Source organism: Pseudoalteromonas sp. Angola-4, from assembly GCF_028599265.1.
Taxonomy (GTDB): domain Bacteria; phylum Pseudomonadota; class Gammaproteobacteria; order Enterobacterales; family Alteromonadaceae; genus Pseudoalteromonas; species Pseudoalteromonas atlantica.
The window spans coordinates 167,208-183,790 of the sequence record NZ_JAQREK010000007.1 but is presented as its reverse complement, the minus strand read 5'-3'; the positions used below and the strand labels follow the sequence as shown (position 1 = coordinate 183,790).

Sequence of the window (16,583 nt, the reverse complement as noted above, 5' to 3'; positions counted from 1 at the left end):
AGCACATCCTACTTTCTCGTCAGGTTGGCGTACCTTACATCGTTGTATTCATGAACAAATGTGACATGGTTGACGACGAAGAGCTACTTGAGCTAGTAGAAATGGAAGTTCGTGAACTTCTTTCTGAGTACGACTTCCCAGGTGATGACTTACCACTAATTCAAGGTTCTGCTCTTAAAGCACTTGAAGGCGAAAAGCAGTGGGAAGACAAGATCGTTGAGCTTGCAGAAGCACTAGATTCTTACATCCCAGAGCCAGAGCGTGACATCGATAAGCCATTCATCATGCCTATCGAAGACGTTTTCTCAATCCAAGGCCGTGGTACAGTAGTAACTGGTCGTGTTGAAGCTGGTATTATCAACGTGAACGACGAAGTTGAAATCGTTGGTATCAAAGAGACTACTAAGTCTACTTGTACTGGTGTTGAAATGTTCCGTAAGCTTCTTGACGAAGGTCGTGCTGGTGAGAACATTGGTGCACTTCTACGTGGTACTAAGCGTGAAGACGTTGAACGTGGTCAAGTACTAGCTAAGCCTGGTTCAATCAACCCACACACTACATTCACTTCAGAAGTATACGTACTTTCTAAAGATGAAGGTGGTCGTCATACTCCTTTCTTCAAAGGTTACCGTCCACAGTTCTACTTCCGTACAACTGACGTAACAGGTGACGTACAGTTACCAGAAGGCGTAGAAATGGTAATGCCTGGTGATAACGTTAAGATGACAGTAACTCTAATCGCGCCAATCGCGATGGACGAAGGTCTTCGTTTCGCTATCCGTGAAGGTGGCCGTACTGTAGGTGCTGGTGTTGTAGCAACTATCGTAGAGTAATAATTAGCCTAGCTAATTAATACTAAAAAGAGGTCACTTCGGTGGCCTTTTTTATTGCCTAAAATTTATGTCATGTGAAGGTGGCGCTATTACCTTTAGGCGTAGGTGCTATGTAGCAACGTTCAATGAGTATTAATTAGCCTAGCTAATTAATACTAAAAAGAGGTCACTTCGGTGGCCTTTTTTATTGCCTGAAGAAAAGTGATTAGTTTTTAGCTATCAACTTTTAGCTGCTTGGCGTTAATGTAAATAATGTTGTTTGGCTTAGCTTTACAAAGCCCGAGTAGAAGTGGTCACTGATGTGTAAGGGGGTTTATTGAGTGAATAACTATCGACACTTACAGGGTATTAGCCTAAGCTAAAAATGGCTTAAATTTACAACAGGAAATGGGCGATGAATAATAAAAATAACTATCCGCAAGGTATATTTTGCTGGGCTGAACTGTGTACTCATAATTGGCAAGACGGGAAAGCTTTTTATACCTCGTTGTTTGAATGGGGAAATGACGATCAGCCCATTGGCGATGATGAGTATTACACTATGCTACAAAAGCAAGGTGACGATATTGCTGCCATGTATCAAATGCCTAAAGAGCAAGAGGCCTCTACGCCTAGCTACTGGCTTACCTATATTGCCGTAGATGATGTTGATGCATGTGCAATTAAGGCGCAAGAGCTCGGTGCGCAAATTATAGCAGGCCCTCATAATGTTATGGATGCAGGGCGTATGTTAATGCTTAAAGACCCCGCGGGTGCCACGGTGGCATTGTGGCAAGGTAAAGAGCATATAGGATGTAAGCGTCCTTGTGAGCTCAACACGCCTTATTGGCATGAAATGGCAACGCGCGATAGTGAAACAAGCCGTCATTTTTACTGTGAACTACTGGGGTGGAAAAGTGAAACAAAGCCTATGGAAGGTATGGATTACACCTTGTTTTTAGTCGCAGGTAAGCCCGTAGCAGGTATGCTACAAATGACTGATGAGTGGCCACAAGACGTACCTCCCCATTGGATGATTTACTTCGCCGTGGATAACTGCGATAGCTATGTAGAAAAAGCGGCGACTCTTGGAGGGCAAGTATGTGTACCTGCCACAGATATTCCTGATGTAGGGCGTTTTAGTGTTATTTGCGACCCTCAAGGGGCTGTATTTTCTATTATTGAATCGGCAATGGATGATATTAAAGCTTAGTCATTAACAGAGCGCTTAGGGCTAAATTTTAGACTTTAGTGTGGTTATTTAGGCGCAGTAATTATGTGCTTTTTTGCTATAATGGCGGGTAATTACACCCTCAGTCAGCAAGAGAGCACAATGGAATTTGAACAAGATAGTAAATTAACCTTACCGTTATTTATTTTAAATGAGTCGCTTAGTGAGCGAGATGTAGAAAAGCCCGATTTAGACATTTCATTTGCTCTTGATGATGAGCTACTGACGCAGATATGCCAAAACCCAGCACCTGATAGCAGTATCGCTATTAGTTTAAAAGAGTATGAGCTTGCGCCGCATAGCAGCGAATTTAATGCGTTATTAAACCAAGAGCACGATGCACAAATAACGCTGACCCACGGCCCACTGTTAAGTGTGGTGTTAAATACCCACGACAACCAGACTTTTGTCTCTCCACAAATGGATATGATGCCAACCTTCGACCTGGGTGATGAGGATGAAGAATGAAAAAAATTCTGATCAGTACATTCGTCCTTATTATCCTCAGCGGGTGTGCTTATTTAGGCAATGCTCACTACAACGACTTATTTGGTGATGAACAAACGCAGCAGCGTATAGTGCCGCATGATACAGGTGCTGGTGCCGAGTTTTTGCAAGAAGTAAAACCTGTGCTAGATACACGCTGTGTAGTATGCCATGGCTGTTATGATGCGCCATGTCAGCTAAAGCTTTCTTCCCCTGAAGGGATAGATAGAGGGCTAAGCAAAGAGCTTGTTTATGATGGTACACGGCTATTAGCCACTACACCAAGCCGGTTATTATTTGATGCAACCAGCACTGAGCAATGGCGTAAAAAGGGCTTTACTCCGGTACTTAACGAACGTGACCAAAACCCAGAAGCAAACCTTGCCGGTGGGGTGTTATTTAATTCATTAGTGCTTAAGCAAAGTGCACCCTTACCAGAGAATGAAATTCTTGATGATGAATTTGACTTTTCACTTAGCCGTTCTCAAACATGCGCCACTATGGGAGAATTCGATCGTTTAGCTGCAGAGCAGCCTCACGGCGGTATGCCTTACGGTTTACCGGGCGTGTCTAGCCAGGAATTTTATCATTTACAAAAGTGGCTTAAAGACGGTGGAAAAATGGCGCATATTAAACCGCCCACCAAAGCCGAGCTAACAAACGTTAAAAACTGGGAAGCGTTTTTAAATCAAGACAGCTTAAAATACCAATTAGCCGCACGTTATATTTACGAGCATTGGTTTTTAGCCCATATTTATTTTGGTTCTGATAAACCACAGAGCTTTTTTAAACTGGTTCGTTCAAGTACGCCGCCAGGCGAAGAAATTAAGCTAATTAATACGCGCCGACCATACGATGACCCTAAAGTAAGCCGTGTGTATTACCGTTTACTACAGGACCGCTCAACTGTTTTATCAAAAACACATTTACCGCTAAAGCTTGATGATGCAAAGCTTGCACGTATTTATGAGCAATTTATAGCTCCCGATTATACGGTTACTAAAATGCCAAGTTATAAGAGCGAGGCGGCATCTAATCCTTTTAAAACGTTTGAAGTAATTCCTATTAATTCTAAGTATCAATTTATGCTTGATGAAGCTGAGCTAATTATTATGGGCTTTATTAAGGGCCCTGTATGCCGCGGCCAAATTGCACTTAATGTGATTAACGATCATTTTTGGGTTGCCTTTGCAGACCCTGAAAAAGTCGCGACTCCAGCAGTGGAAGACATGTTACTTCAGCACGAAGAAGCCCTTGAATTACCTGCAGCAGAAGAAAGCAATGCATTGCCTATCTCTAGCTGGGTTAAATACTCAGTGCGTGAGAAAAAGTACTTACAAGCCAAAGTTGAACTGGCTAACGAGATGTTTAAAAACGGAGAGCATTTAACAACCGACCTATTGTGGAAAGGTGAAGGGCATAACAAAAATGCAGCGCTTACAATATTTCGCCATTTTGATAGTGCCACGGTAGTGAAAGGCTTTATTGGTCAAGAGCCTAAAACTATGTGGGTATTAGATTATGCGCTATTTGAGCGTATTCATTACTTACTTGTTGCAGGCTTTGATGTATACGGAAATATCGGCCACCAATTAGTGACCCGCCTATACATGGACTTTTTACGTTTAGAGGGTGAGCAAAACTTTTTGGCTTTATTACCTGAAACGAAGCGCCATCAAATTAAAAAAAGCTGGTATAGAAAGTCTCCGCCAAGCTTATCTAAGTTTTTTAAAAACAACCGAGAGTTTAGCCAACCTAGCGGTATTGAATATAAAACGGATGACCCACAACACGAGCTGTATGGGTTAGTTAAGCAAACTTTAGCGCCAGTACTGAGTGAGCACTACGACTACACAAAAGTACCCACGCCATTAAATGGACTGAACAATATGCCAGCTAAGGCTATAAATTTATTACCGCAGTTATCGTATATTTTGGTTAAGCAAGACGATGCTTCACATAAAGCTTACACGCTTATTCATCACAACGCGCATTACAATATTTCCAGCTTATTAAATGAAGATGGGCAGCGCGCTTATGATGAAGATACCGCCACCCTAGTGCCAGGCTTTATTGGTGATTACCCTGCGGCTATTTGGTACTTAAATGATCAAAATGAAGTGGGTGAATTTGCACAGCTATTACCTATGATGCAAATTGAAGCAGATTATGCTGCATTAAAAGTAAAATTTGGTATTCGTCGCTCACATCCAGAGTTTTGGAAATACAGCGACATAATGCACCAAGTAGCTAAAGAGTATCGCGGCGTTGAATTTGGTATGTTTGACTACAACCGATTAGAAAATCGCTAACTGGTAATTACAAAAGTGTCGCAAGTATTGCCCTTTTTGCCTCACACTTAATACATTTAGCCCAGTCATGTTACTGGGCTTTTTATTTATATAATTACTAAAGCTGATGTTGAGTTTTCTATATATAGGCTACACTTAAAATAAAAAAGCGGCCTTGTATGTTTAAAATTATTGCTAATGTAAGACAGCGTTACCGATGGGCGCTTATTGCTATTGCTCTGTTAATAAGTGGCTCAGCATTATTGCTGCAGTATGGTTTTTCTGTACAAAAGTACGATGCTAAAATTATTAATATGGCAGGTAAGCAGCGCATGCTCTCGCAAAAAATTGCTTGGCATAGCAATGCACTTCTTTCATCACGAATCGATGTTGCTACCCATACCAATTCCCTCGAACACTCTCTCGCACAATTTAAAACAGCTCATGAGGTATTACTTACCAAGCAAGGTAGTAGTTACCGTTATTTAACGCCAGAATTAGTAAAGTTATACTTTTCTGAGCCAGCTAATCTAGATAGCGAAGTGAATGAATTTATTGCTCAAGCTAGCTGGCTGCTGTATCAAAGAGGCGAGGTAGACACACAGGTGCTCAACGTAGCACATGTAGAAAACCTGCTAGCTAAGCTTGACCGCGCGGTTACTTTATTTGAGCAACATGCAGTGAAAAAAGTTAACCGCGTGTCTAATTTAGAATTGCTGTGCTGGTTAGTCGCCATGGTGTTATTGCTCGTTGAGCTAAGATTTGTGTTTATGCCGATGGAAAAAGAGGTGGAACGCACCTTAACAGCACTTCAAAAACAAAAGGACTTTGTAGCGCAAATGAGCCAAAACAAAGAGCACTTTATTGCCAGAGCAAGCCACGAATTTAGAACACCGTTACAGGGATTAATTACGTCGATTGATGAGCTAACCATCAATACCGAGCAGCAAAATATTAAAACGCAAGCAAGCTACTGCGCCCTTAGACTTCTATCTATGCTTGATGAGCTACAAGACCTACAAGCACTAAGCACAGGAAAGTGGGCGCCAATTCTTAAAAACGAAAACCTTTTAGAATCCATAAACAAAGTGGTGTTGGCGTATGAGTATGCAGCGCAGCAAAAAGGGCTAACATTAATCACTCATTTTGATGAGTCTCTTAATTGTTTTTGTAAGTTAGATCATCAGCGCTTACAGCATGTATTAACCGAGCTAATTAGCAATGCAATAAAGTTTACCGACAAGGGCGAGGTTGAAGTTGCTGCAAACATGCAAAACTCGCAATTACAATTAACCGTTAATGATAGTGGGTGTGGTTTTTCTAGCGAAATAACAGAACTAGAGTTTGACTCATTTAAACAAACTAACCACTTTCAAGGCCTAAGAACGGGATTAACACGGGCGCAGTATGTTGTTAAAGCGCTGCATGGTTCGCTTTCATTTAAAAACAACGCAGCGAGTGGCGCTCATGTTACGCTTAACTTGCCGATTGAAATTACTAACCAGCAAACAGAAAGAGAAGTCGAAAAAAAGCTTTTTTGCCTTGTGGTTGAAGACAACGAATTAAACACCTTGTTACTCACACGTATTTTGGCAACGTTAGGTGTGGACTATGAATGCGTTGTAAATGGCCTAGAAGCCTGCGAAAAGGTAGGTAAGGCTGACTATGATGTGGTGTTTATGGATTTAAACATGCCGGTCATGGATGGCTTTGAAGCGACTAAAAAAATACGCAAAGAGCTAAATAAAACCATGCCGATAATCGTTGTTACAGCAAATACCTCAGCCGAAGACATGGACTTAATTTATGAATATGGCGCGAGTGAGCATATTCATAAGCCCATAAGTAAGCAGGCAGTGGCTGATGCATTGGTAAATGTATGCATAGCTAATGAAATAAATTAATACGCAATTAAATACGCTTGCTAAAGCAATTTACTATACGTTAAGTTGTTTATTTAGCTTATGGTGAAGGCAGTATTGTGCAAAGTATTGTATTTGAACAATTTAGTGGTTATTTAAAAGGGCAAGGTAAAAGCCGTTTCACAATTAATGACTTAAGTTGGCAAGTGAATGCTGGTGAGCACTGGCTATTACTAGGCGCTAATGGCGCAGGTAAATCGGCATTGAGCGCCGCATTAACGGGTGAAGCTAAGCAGCAAAGTGGTACTTTTAAAAGTACCTTTAATAGCACGCAGCTTGTGTCATCTGATGTGCAAAAGCAGTTAATCAAAAACGAAATTGAGCATGAACATTACAGCTTAGTAAAAGATTTTATCTTCCCTCAAAATAGTAGCTACAACCATGAGTTACGTACAAAACTAATAGATGCCTTTAATTACAGCGCCCTTTTAGACAGGCATTTTAGAGATCTCTCTACCGGCGAAACCCGTAAACTCCTACTTATAAATGCGCTAAGTAGTCATGCTGATTTAGTGGTACTAGATGAGCCATATGATGGCTTAGATAAACATTCGTGTGAGGTGCTAAACACTTTATTAGAAACACTTAGCTCAACAATTAACTTTGTGTTTGTGTTAAATAGGCTTGATGAAATCCCGCCGTTTATTACTCATTACGCTTATGTAAATCAGGGGCAGTTGCAGCATGTACTTAATAATCCAAACGCAGAGCAGCGTGCTGACTTGCTTAAACTACTGCATTTAACCCATACCGCTTTAGAAATACCTCAACCGGATGACTCCCAAGGCCGTGCAGAGTATACCGCCGATACATTGATTAAGCTTAGTAATGCAAAGGTGAGCTACGCTGGGGTTGATGTATTTAAAAATCTCAATTGGCAAATTAATAAACATCAACACTGGCAACTTAGTGGTAAAAATGGCTCAGGTAAAACCTGCTTATTAAATTTAATCACTGGCGATAACCCTCAATGCTACAGCAATGATATTCAGGTATTTGGTTTTAAACGCGGAAGTGGTGAAAGTATTTGGGATATAAAACAACATATTGGCTATATATCAAATGCACTGCATATGGATTATCGAGTAAGTATATCGGCATTGAATACGGTTATTTCTGGATTTTACGACAGCATTGGTTTATATCAAAAGCCAACAGAGTCACAGGTAAATACAGCTAAGCAATGGTTAGCGTTGATTGGGTTAGGCGATAAACAAAATAGCTCATTTACGCAACTTTCATACGGCGATCAGCGCATGCTATTAATAGTGCGTGCTATGGTAAAACACCCCACGTTACTTATTTTAGATGAACCTTGCTTAGGGCTTGATGAAGCAAATAGACACCGAGTACTAATTTTAATAGAGAAAATTTGTGCCGCAAATACCAGCACCGTTATTTATGTAAATCACCATGCGGCAGACAAAATTAAAGGGATTGAGCATTATTTAAAAATGGAAGGTTTTAATTAAAGGCTGGGCTGAATATGCCCAACCTTTAACGCCACGTTATAGGCGAGTAATGGTAAAGCCTGCATCAGTTAACTGTTTAATTAAACCATGCTGCTCCGGTAAGTGCAGCGCGCCTACAGCAATAAATAGCTTTTCGTTAGTTAAGCGAGGCACTAATTGCTCCACCCATTTATTATTACGATTAACTAGCATAACCTGCTCGCTTATTTCACCGTAGTTACTATCGTCAAAACTCATGTTGTAGTATTCAGTCAGCGTATCCATATCACCATTTTTCCAGGCGTTTACTAACTTAATAAAATAAGTATTAATATCGGCAAGCTGTTCAAACGTTTCTTCAATCATTTCATTACTGAGCAAAGCCATGCCATCAAACATTTGCAGTTGCTGCTCTAGCGTTTCTAACTCTCCAATCGTGATATTTTGCTTTTTAGCGTAAGCAAGTACTTGCTTGTCTATGCCTGTTTGGTCAGAAAACCCTGCATTTTGAAATTCAATCTGCATCATGGTTACCATTACAGCCCAAGGTTTGAGGCCATTAAACATAGCTATATCAATCGATTTTTTAGCAAAGTAGTCTTTAAGCTTATTGTAGTTTTGTTTTGAGAGTTCTGTTTGTAATGTTTTGCCATCTTTAAGCATCATAAAGGGCATTGAACGCTGCTGCATTTGCAAAGGCGTGAGTTTACTAATATCTACTTCAACAACAACTTGCTCGCTTTGATCTATAGCCTTAGTTACTTTTTCTGGTAAGCCTTTCATGCTGGCGTCGCCTACGTGAACCGTGCCAAACAAGTAAGAGCTAGTACCGTTTTTTTCTACTTTAAATAATGCCGGTGCTGCGACACTATTAAAACTAGTTGCTATAAAAAGTGCCAGTATAAAAAACTGACTAATTCGAGTGAGGGCTTGCATGGTTTGTCCTTAAATCTAATTGAGTTGCCTAAATACTAGCTTAAATTAAAGCGCTTTAATAAACCTATTTGGTTATATTAAACACTTTTAAATGCGCTTATGAGTTTAGTTGCACTAGGGCACTTTATTTGAATAGGGTGAATGTAATTGAGTGGTGCGTAATAGGGCTTGCGGAGTAAACCTGCTTAATTAGCAAAGTTTTAAGTTATTTACCGTGCTGCGCTGTTATTTGTACTACAATGTATCAAAAATTAATCAAGCCCTATATGGCTATTATGGGACTAGTGAATTTACTTGATGCAAATTAAGGTATAGATTTTTCATTTAAGCCTTTTTTTGTGAATTTAAAATCCGTTTAAAGTCGCTTTTTGCTCTTTTGTTGAATTAAGTTTGGTGTTGACTTACTCGCCTCAGCGCGGTACAAATACATATACAGAGCGAAGAGTATTACTTCGTAACAAATGAACACATTTTGGTATTAATTACATGCTTACAAATGCACTTAACCTAGTCCTGATTATTATCGTGGTGATTATTCCCGCGAGGGCTTCGTAGTGCTATAAACTTAAGCATTAAAAAGCCCTCCGCACCTAACCGTTCGGAGGGCTTTTTAGTTTTAAGCACAAAGTTTTAAAAATTTTATACCAATTCGCTTAATTAAGTGATCTATTTTGAGGATAGATAAACGTATTGATAGCTAGGCAAAAAATTCGCTATTTAGTTGTTCTAAATGAGAATTTTTTAACGCAGATAGCGACACTTTTAGCCCCCTAAAAATAATTAAGTATTATTGCGGATTGGTATTAGCTATAAGTTTTTAAGTAAGTATGTAATTGGGTTGTCACTGAGGAATGAGGATTAATTAATGACAGGCGCAGAACTAACAATCGATTTATTAGCCAAGCACGGCGTAAATGAAGTATTTGGCTACCCTGGCGGAGCTATTATGCCCATTTACGATGCGCTGTATGGCGCGCCTGTAAAGCATTACCTTACTCGCCATGAGCAAGGTGCTGGTTTTGCCGCAGTGGGTTATGCTCGCAGCACAGGCAAATTAGGCGTTTGTTTTGCTACCTCAGGCCCCGGCGCTACTAACTTAATAACAGCACTTGCCGATGCAATGATGGACTCAGTGCCATTATTAGCAATTACAGGCCAAGTACCGACTGCCGCTATTGGCTCAGATGCATTTCAAGAAGTCGATGTACTAGGTATGTCACTGTCGTGTACTAAACATAGCTACATGGTAGAGCGCCCAGAAGATTTAGCTGAAATATTACAAGAAGCCATGCACTTAGCTCAAAGTGGTCGCCCAGGCCCAGTGCTTGTAGATATTCCAAAAGATATTCAAATGGCGCAAGTGCCTTTTAAACCTTGGTTAGCTGCTGATGAATATTTACCACAACTTGATTTAAACCAAGTAGCCATTGCAAACCAGTTATTAACTGAAGCAAAGCAGCCAGTAGCGTATGTAGGTGGTGGCGTACAAGCCGCCGATGCGCAAAATGAGTTAATGCAGTTTTTAAACAAAACACAAATGCCAGCGGTATCAACTTTAAAAGCGCTAGGCAGTGTGTTACCAGATTACGAGCACTACTTAGGAATGCTAGGCATGCACGGCACACAAGCGGCTAACATAGCAGTACAAGAGTGTGATGTACTTGTATGTATAGGCGCGCGCTTTGATGACCGCGTAACGGGCAACTTAGCTAAATTTGCAGCCAAAGCAAAAGTAATTCACTTAGATATTGACGCGGCCGAAGTAGGTAAACGCAAACCTGCTAAAGCGTCCTTAATTGCTGATCTAAAAACCTCATTACCCGCACTTGAGTGTGTTGTAACACCTAAAGCATGGTGCGATACAAATAAGCTCATGAGCGAAAAACACGCGTGGCGTTATGACTACCCAGGCGAAAAAGTATTTGCTCCGTATTTATTGAACCAGTTAAGCCAGCGTATGCCAAAAACAGGCGTAGTGTGCTGCGATGTAGGCCAGCACCAAATGTGGGTGGCGCAACATATGAAATTTAACCACCCAAGTAATCACTTAAGTAGTGGTGGCGCAGGCACTATGGGCTTTGGTTTACCGGCGGCTATTGGCGCACAAGTAGCACGCCCAGACGATTTTGTAATAACGGTGTCGGGTGATGGCTCAATCATGATGAACATTCAAGAGCTTGCCACTATACGTCGTAACAATTTACCAGTAAAAATACTAATATTAGATAACCAACGCTTAGGTATGGTTCGTCAATGGCAGGAACTGTTTTTTGAAGGGCGTTACTCTGAAACCAATCTTTCAGATAACCCTGATTTTGTTCAGTTAGCGGCAGTATTTGGTATTCCTGGGCAAACTATTACTAAAGCCAGCGAAGTAGACGATGCAATCACTGCACTGGTAAACAGCGAAGGGCCGTATATTTTACATGCCTGTATAGATGATAAAGAAAACGTATGGCCGCTTGTACCACCAGGGGCTGCAAATGACGAAATGATTACGGAGAAAGCACAATGAAACACAGCTTAACTATTGCATTGAAAAACCAAAGTATTGCGGTGGAGCGCTTTTTACGTGTTGTGCGTCACCGTGGTTTTGACCTTACGCATTTTCAGCTTAATACCGATGAAGCTCAATATACGATAGCAATGACGGTCGATAGCGATAAGCCTATTCATCTATTAACCAGCCAGCTAAATAAGTTGGTAGACGTTAAAGAAATCAGCTTAGAAAATTTACAGCAACAAGCAGTGTAACTGCTAACGAAACACATTTACGCGTTACTGAATATAACCATCAGTAACTCAACAATTTTTAGAATGAGGAATGCCCGCTTACACAGCGGCAAAACAGAGGTAACTATGGCTAAATTAAGAAGTGCAACAACAACTGAAGGACGTAAACGCGCAGGCGCACGTGCATTATGGCGCGCAACAGGCATGACCGACACCGACTTTGGTAAACCTATTATTGCTGTAGTTAACTCGTTTACGCAATTTGTACCAGGGCATGTACACCTTAATCAGCTTAGTGAGCTAATGGCTGAAACAATCACGCAAGCGGGCGGCGTTCCAAAAGAATTCAACACCATCGCAATTGATGACGGCATCGCAATGGGCCACGGTGGTATGCTTTACTCACTCCCTTCTCGCGACTTAATTGCAGACTCTGTTGAGTATATGGTTAACGGCCACTGCGCTGATGCGATGATCTGTATTTCTAACTGTGACAAAATCACCCCAGGGATGATGCTTGCAGCGCTACGTTTAAATATACCGGTTATTTTTGTATCGGGCGGGCCAATGGAAGCGGGTAAAACCAAACTTGCTAACATCGATATTAAACTAGATTTAGTTGATGCCATGGTAAAAGGCGCTGATGAAACAGTAAGTGATGCTGATTCAGAGCAAGTAGAGCGCTCTGCGTGTCCTACCTGTGGCTCGTGTTCGGGTATGTTTACTGCCAACTCAATGAACTGTTTATTAGAGGCTATTGGCCTTGCACTACCGGGTAACGGAACAACACTTGCAACTCATAAAGATCGTAAGCAACTGTATGTAGAAGCCGGCGCTCGCATTGTTGACTTGTGCCGCGAGTACTACCAAAAAGACAACCACGACGTGTTACCGCGTGCAATTGCAAATAAAACAGCCTTTATGAACTCTATGGTGGTTGATATTGCCATGGGTGGTTCATCTAATACCGTATTGCATTTATTAGCAGCAGCACAAGAAGCCGGTGTAGATTTTGATATGTCGCACATTGACGAGCTTTCTCGTAAAACCCCATTTTTATGTAAAGTAGCTCCAGCTACACCTGAGTACCATATAGAAGATGTGCATCGCGCTGGTGGCATGATGGCAATTGTACGTGAGCTAGGTAAAGCAGGTTTAGTTGATTTATCGGTAAACCACGTAGCGGGTATGACGATGGGTGAGCTTGTTAAAAAGTGGGATGCGACTGACCCTACAAACGAAGCAGCACAAAAGTTTTACCGCGCAGGCCCTGCGGGTATTCGTACTACAAAAGCAATGAGCCAAGAGTGCCGTTGGGATGAAGGCGATAACGACCGAGAGCATGGTTGTATCCGTAGTGTTGAGCATGCCTTTAGACAAGATGGTGGCTTAGCTGTGCTTTCAGGTAACTTAGCGGTTGATGGCTGTATTGTTAAAAGTGCAGGCGTAGTTGACGAAATGCTGCATTTTGAAGGCACCGCCGTGGTGTACGAATCACAAGATGATTCAGTAGAAGGTATTTTAAACGACGAAGTAAAAGCCGGTGATGTTGTGGTTATTCGCTACGAAGGCCCTAAAGGCGGCCCGGGTATGCAAGAAATGCTTTACCCAACGAGCTACTTAAAATCAAAAGGCCTTGCTGAAAAATGTGCTTTGATCACCGATGGTCGTTTCTCGGGCGGCACCTCTGGTTTATCAATCGGTCACGTATCGCCAGAGGCGGCCAGTGGCGGTGCCATTGCGTATGTTGAAAATGGCGACAAAATTATCATTGATATCGCAACACGTGAAATCACCCTTGCATTAAGTGATGAAGAGCTAGAAGCACGTAAACAAAAGCAATTAGCGCGTGGTAAGCAAGCGTATAAGCCGCTTGATCGTGACCGCTATGTATCGTCGGCATTAAAAGCGTATGCATTACTTGCAACCAGTGCCGATAAAGGCGCAGTACGTGATTTAGCCAAACTGGAGGAGCTTAGCTAATTATGGTTTCTCAAGAGCTCGATTATTTTCGCGCTATTATTCAGGCCAATATGGAACCGCTAGCTAAAGTAACTGAGGTCAGCGAAATGCGCGACCTCAGTGATAAATTAGGCAACCATGTTTGGTTAAAGCGTGAAGATCAACAGCCCGTGTATTCGTTTAAGTTACGCGGTGCTTATAATAAATTAAACAAGTTACCAAAAGGGTCAGTTGTTATTACGGCATCTGCGGGTAACCATGCACAAGGTGTGGCGCTTAGTGCTTCACACCTTGGCCATAAAGCCACTATCGTTATGCCAGTTACCACGCCTGAAATAAAAGTAAGTGCGGTACGTGCGCTGGGCGGTGAAGTGGTTTTACATGGCCATCATTTTGATGCTGCAAAAGCACATGCACTTGAACTAACAGAGCAACGCAATGGCGTATTTGTACCGCCTTTTGATGATCCTGACGTAATTGTGGGGCAAGGCACAGTGGCTCGCGAGCTTATGCAGCAACTCAACGAGCTTGATGCGGTATTTATCCCTGTTGGCGGTGGTGGTTTACTTGCTGGTATGGCGGTTTATATCAAATCATTACGCCCAGATATAAAAGTCATTGGCGTAGAAGCTGACGAAAGTGCATGTTTACAAGCTGCGCTTAAAGCGGGTGAGCCTGTTGAACTTGACCGTGTTGGCAGTTTTGCCGATGGCGTAGCGGTTAAAATTATTGGCAGTGAAACATTTCGCTTAGCGCAAAAATTTTGCGATGAAGTTGTAACTGTCAGTGGCGATGAAATTTGTGCCGCCATGCAAGATATTTTTGTCTCTACTCGCGCGATTTCAGAGCCCTCAGGTGCCCTTGCAACCGCAGGGCTTAAAAAGTGGAGCCAGCAATCGGGCTTAAAAGGGCTGCATTTAGCAGCGGTGCTTTCGGGTGCTAACTTAAACTTTGATCGCTTACGTTATGTGGCTGAGCGTACTGCGCTAGGTGAAAAAAACGAAGCGCTACTTGCGGTGACCATTAAAGAAGAAAAAGGCAGCTTTAAGCAGTTTTGCACCTCTTTAGGTGGTCGGGCTATTACTGAGTTTAACTACCGTTATGCAGGCCCAGGTGAAGCGCAAATATTTGTAGGTATTGCCCTGCGCCAGGGTGAGCAAGAACTCAACGAACTAAAACAAGACCTGACTAACAACGACTACCAATTTTGCGATTTATCAGATAACGAACTCGCTAAATTACACGTACGTTATATGGTAGGGGGTAAAGCACCGGAGCAGTTACACGAAAGGTTATTACGGTTTGAATTTCCTGAATACCCAGGAGCCCTTGCGCGCTTTTTAGATACCTTAGGTAGCAATTGGAATATTACTTTATTTCATTATCGCAATCATGGGGGGTCTATCGGAAATGTACTGGCGGGCTTTGCTATTGAGCCAAGCCAATTCGATATGTTTAACGAGCACTTAAATCGCTTAGGTTACAGTGTACAAGATGAAACACATAACCCGTGTTTTACGCAGTTTTTAACCTCTCAGCCACAAAGCCCAAACGTTGACAATCTAGCCTCAGCTTAGGGTTTTTATAAGCAAGTATGCACGTTTGCATGCTTGCTTTATCGTGTGTTTTAAATATAGTTACAGCTAATGACTACTATTTGGAACACCCAGTTGCTTATTAAAGGATTAATATTTGTAATTTTGCTTTTTTGCAGCCAACTAATGGCTCAAGAATCAGTCACCTTACAACTAAAATGGACCCACCAGTTTCAGTTCGCCGGCTATTATATGGCTCAGCAAAAAGGCTACTACAAAGACGCCGGACTTGATGTAACCATACGCGAAGCCAATCCTAAAATGCCTGACACTTTCACGCCTGTAGCAAGTGGAGAAGCCCAGTTTGGCGTAGCGCATTCGGGTATTTTACAACAAAGAGTAAACGGCCAACCGTTTGTAGCAATGGCGGCTATTTTACAGTTTTCTCCGTACTGTTGGATGGTAAAAGACAGCTCTGATATTTTTCACCCTCGCGATTTTACCGCTAAACGTATTACCGAAGTGAGTAAAAAAGACAGTACCGAGCTGCTGGTTATGCTTAAACGCAGCGGTATTGATATTGCCACCTTAGAGGTATACGAAGGCGATGAGCCTGCGCTACAAGCGTGGCAAGAAAACAAACTTGATGCAATGCAAGTGTATGTCACCACTCAGCCCTACTTCATGACTCAGCAAGGGGTATCGCACCGCCTTATATGCCCACAGCGCTATGGTATGGATGTGTATGGTGATGTGTTATTTACCAGCGAATCAATGCTTAAAAAGCACCCGCAAACGGTCGAAAAGTTTTACCAGGCGAGCTTAAAGGGTTGGCGCTATGCGATGATGAATATGGATGAAGCCATTGCAATTACTCAGCAAGTGTATGCGCCAAACAAAAGTTTTCATCAGCTAGCTTATGAAGCCGAAGTATTGAAAGACTACATAATGCCGCCTACGACCCATTTAGGGAATATGTCGATGGCTAAGTGGCGCTTAATTGCAGATTATTATGGCATTAAGCAAACGCAATTTGACGAGCACAAAGCTGGGTTTGTTTATAAATACCAAGAGCCAGAGCGATTACAACTGTCGTGGATGCTAATAGCCGCCTTTATTGTGAGTATTATTTCGATCCCCCTTTATTTGCGTTTAATACTTGGAAAAAAATAACCGCTTAATGCTGCTCTGCGCAACTGGTATAATTAACCGTCTTTTTACTAT

General features: G+C 41.9%; 12 protein-coding genes. 11 read left to right on the top strand and 1 reads right to left on the bottom strand.

Annotated elements, in window-relative coordinates; translation table 11 throughout:
- The 6 genes from PSH48_RS10830 to PSH48_RS10805 form a co-directional block, all read left to right on the top strand.
- Nucleotides 1-833, top strand: an 833-nt coding sequence (locus PSH48_RS10830) for an elongation factor Tu (protein ID WP_273610263.1), incomplete at its 5' end; no start/stop codon positions are given.
- Nucleotides 834-1,227: 394 nt separating this feature from the next.
- Nucleotides 1,228-2,025, top strand: coding sequence for a VOC family protein (locus PSH48_RS10825; protein WP_273611551.1), 798 nt, complete (start codon nt 1,228-1,230; stop codon nt 2,023-2,025).
- 120 nt (nt 2,026-2,145) lie between these two features.
- Nucleotides 2,146-2,511, top strand: coding sequence for a hypothetical protein (locus tag PSH48_RS10820; RefSeq protein WP_029774302.1), 366 nt, complete (start codon nt 2,146-2,148; stop codon nt 2,509-2,511).
- Nucleotides 2,508-4,841, top strand: a complete 2,334-nt coding sequence (locus tag PSH48_RS10815) for a fatty acid cis/trans isomerase (RefSeq protein WP_273611550.1) — start codon at nt 2,508-2,510, stop codon at nt 4,839-4,841. The genes PSH48_RS10820 and PSH48_RS10815 overlap by 4 nt, the downstream gene beginning before the upstream one ends.
- Nucleotides 4,842-4,999: 158 nt before the next feature.
- Complete coding sequence (locus PSH48_RS10810; RefSeq protein ID WP_273611549.1) at nt 5,000-6,724, top strand: response regulator; 1,725 nt, start codon at nt 5,000-5,002, stop codon at nt 6,722-6,724.
- Nucleotides 6,725-6,801: 77 nt separating this feature from the next.
- Nucleotides 6,802-8,214 carry an ATP-binding cassette domain-containing protein gene (locus PSH48_RS10805; protein WP_273611548.1) on the top strand — a complete coding sequence of 471 codons (1,413 nt, stop codon included), beginning with the start codon at nt 6,802-6,804 and terminating at the stop codon, nt 8,212-8,214.
- A gap of 36 nt (nt 8,215-8,250) precedes the next feature.
- On the opposite strand, the gene PSH48_RS10800 is transcribed toward PSH48_RS10805, so the two are convergent.
- Nucleotides 8,251-9,129: a TraB/GumN family protein gene (locus tag PSH48_RS10800; RefSeq protein WP_029774306.1), complete on the bottom strand. Its 879-nt coding sequence runs from the start codon at nt 9,127-9,129 to the stop codon at nt 8,251-8,253.
- An 865-nt stretch (nt 9,130-9,994) separates the two neighbouring features.
- Between PSH48_RS10800 and ilvG the strand changes: the two genes are divergently transcribed.
- The 5 genes from ilvG (at nt 9,995) to PSH48_RS10775 (ending at nt 16,532) form a co-directional block, all read left to right on the top strand.
- Nucleotides 9,995-11,644 carry an acetolactate synthase 2 catalytic subunit gene (gene ilvG, locus PSH48_RS10795; RefSeq protein WP_064386301.1) on the top strand — a complete coding sequence of 550 codons (1,650 nt, stop codon included), beginning with the start codon at nt 9,995-9,997 and terminating at the stop codon, nt 11,642-11,644.
- On the top strand, nt 11,641-11,883 hold the full coding sequence (gene ilvM / locus PSH48_RS10790; RefSeq protein ID WP_004589295.1) for an acetolactate synthase 2 small subunit: 243 nt from the start codon (nt 11,641-11,643) through the stop codon (nt 11,881-11,883). The genes ilvG and ilvM overlap by 4 nt, the downstream gene beginning before the upstream one ends.
- Nucleotides 11,884-11,988: 105 nt before the next feature.
- Complete coding sequence (ilvD, locus tag PSH48_RS10785) at nt 11,989-13,845, top strand: dihydroxy-acid dehydratase (RefSeq protein WP_024032149.1); 1,857 nt, start codon at nt 11,989-11,991, stop codon at nt 13,843-13,845.
- A 2-nt stretch (nt 13,846-13,847) separates the two neighbouring features.
- A complete protein-coding gene (ilvA, locus tag PSH48_RS10780) occupies nt 13,848-15,401 on the top strand; it encodes a threonine ammonia-lyase, biosynthetic (protein ID WP_004589297.1) in 1,554 nt (517 codons plus the stop codon).
- A gap of 144 nt (nt 15,402-15,545) precedes the next feature.
- Complete coding sequence (locus PSH48_RS10775; protein ID WP_039972499.1) at nt 15,546-16,532, top strand: ABC transporter substrate-binding protein; 987 nt, start codon at nt 15,546-15,548, stop codon at nt 16,530-16,532.
- Nucleotides 16,533-16,583: the final 51 nt, after the last annotated feature.

What these genes read in the sequence shown, in the direction of transcription:
- PSH48_RS10825 (WP_273611551.1), top strand. Translation starts at nt 1,228, where the DNA reads ATGAATAATAAAAATAACTATCCGCAAGGTATATTTTGCTGGGCTGAA.
- PSH48_RS10820 (WP_029774302.1), top strand. Translation starts at nt 2,146, where the DNA reads ATGGAATTTGAACAAGATAGTAAATTAACCTTACCGTTATTTATTTTA.
- PSH48_RS10815 (WP_273611550.1), top strand. Translation starts at nt 2,508, where the DNA reads ATGAAAAAAATTCTGATCAGTACATTCGTCCTTATTATCCTCAGCGGG.
- PSH48_RS10810 (WP_273611549.1), top strand. Translation starts at nt 5,000, where the DNA reads ATGTTTAAAATTATTGCTAATGTAAGACAGCGTTACCGATGGGCGCTT.
- PSH48_RS10800 (WP_029774306.1), bottom strand. Translation starts at nt 9,129, where the DNA reads ATGCAAGCCCTCACTCGAATTAGTCAGTTTTTTATACTGGCACTTTTT.
- ilvG (WP_064386301.1), top strand. Translation starts at nt 9,995, where the DNA reads ATGACAGGCGCAGAACTAACAATCGATTTATTAGCCAAGCACGGCGTA.
- ilvM (WP_004589295.1), top strand. Translation starts at nt 11,641, where the DNA reads ATGAAACACAGCTTAACTATTGCATTGAAAAACCAAAGTATTGCGGTG.
- ilvD (WP_024032149.1), top strand. Translation starts at nt 11,989, where the DNA reads ATGGCTAAATTAAGAAGTGCAACAACAACTGAAGGACGTAAACGCGCA.
- ilvA (WP_004589297.1), top strand. Translation starts at nt 13,848, where the DNA reads ATGGTTTCTCAAGAGCTCGATTATTTTCGCGCTATTATTCAGGCCAAT.
- PSH48_RS10775 (WP_039972499.1), top strand. Translation starts at nt 15,546, where the DNA reads ATGGCTCAAGAATCAGTCACCTTACAACTAAAATGGACCCACCAGTTT.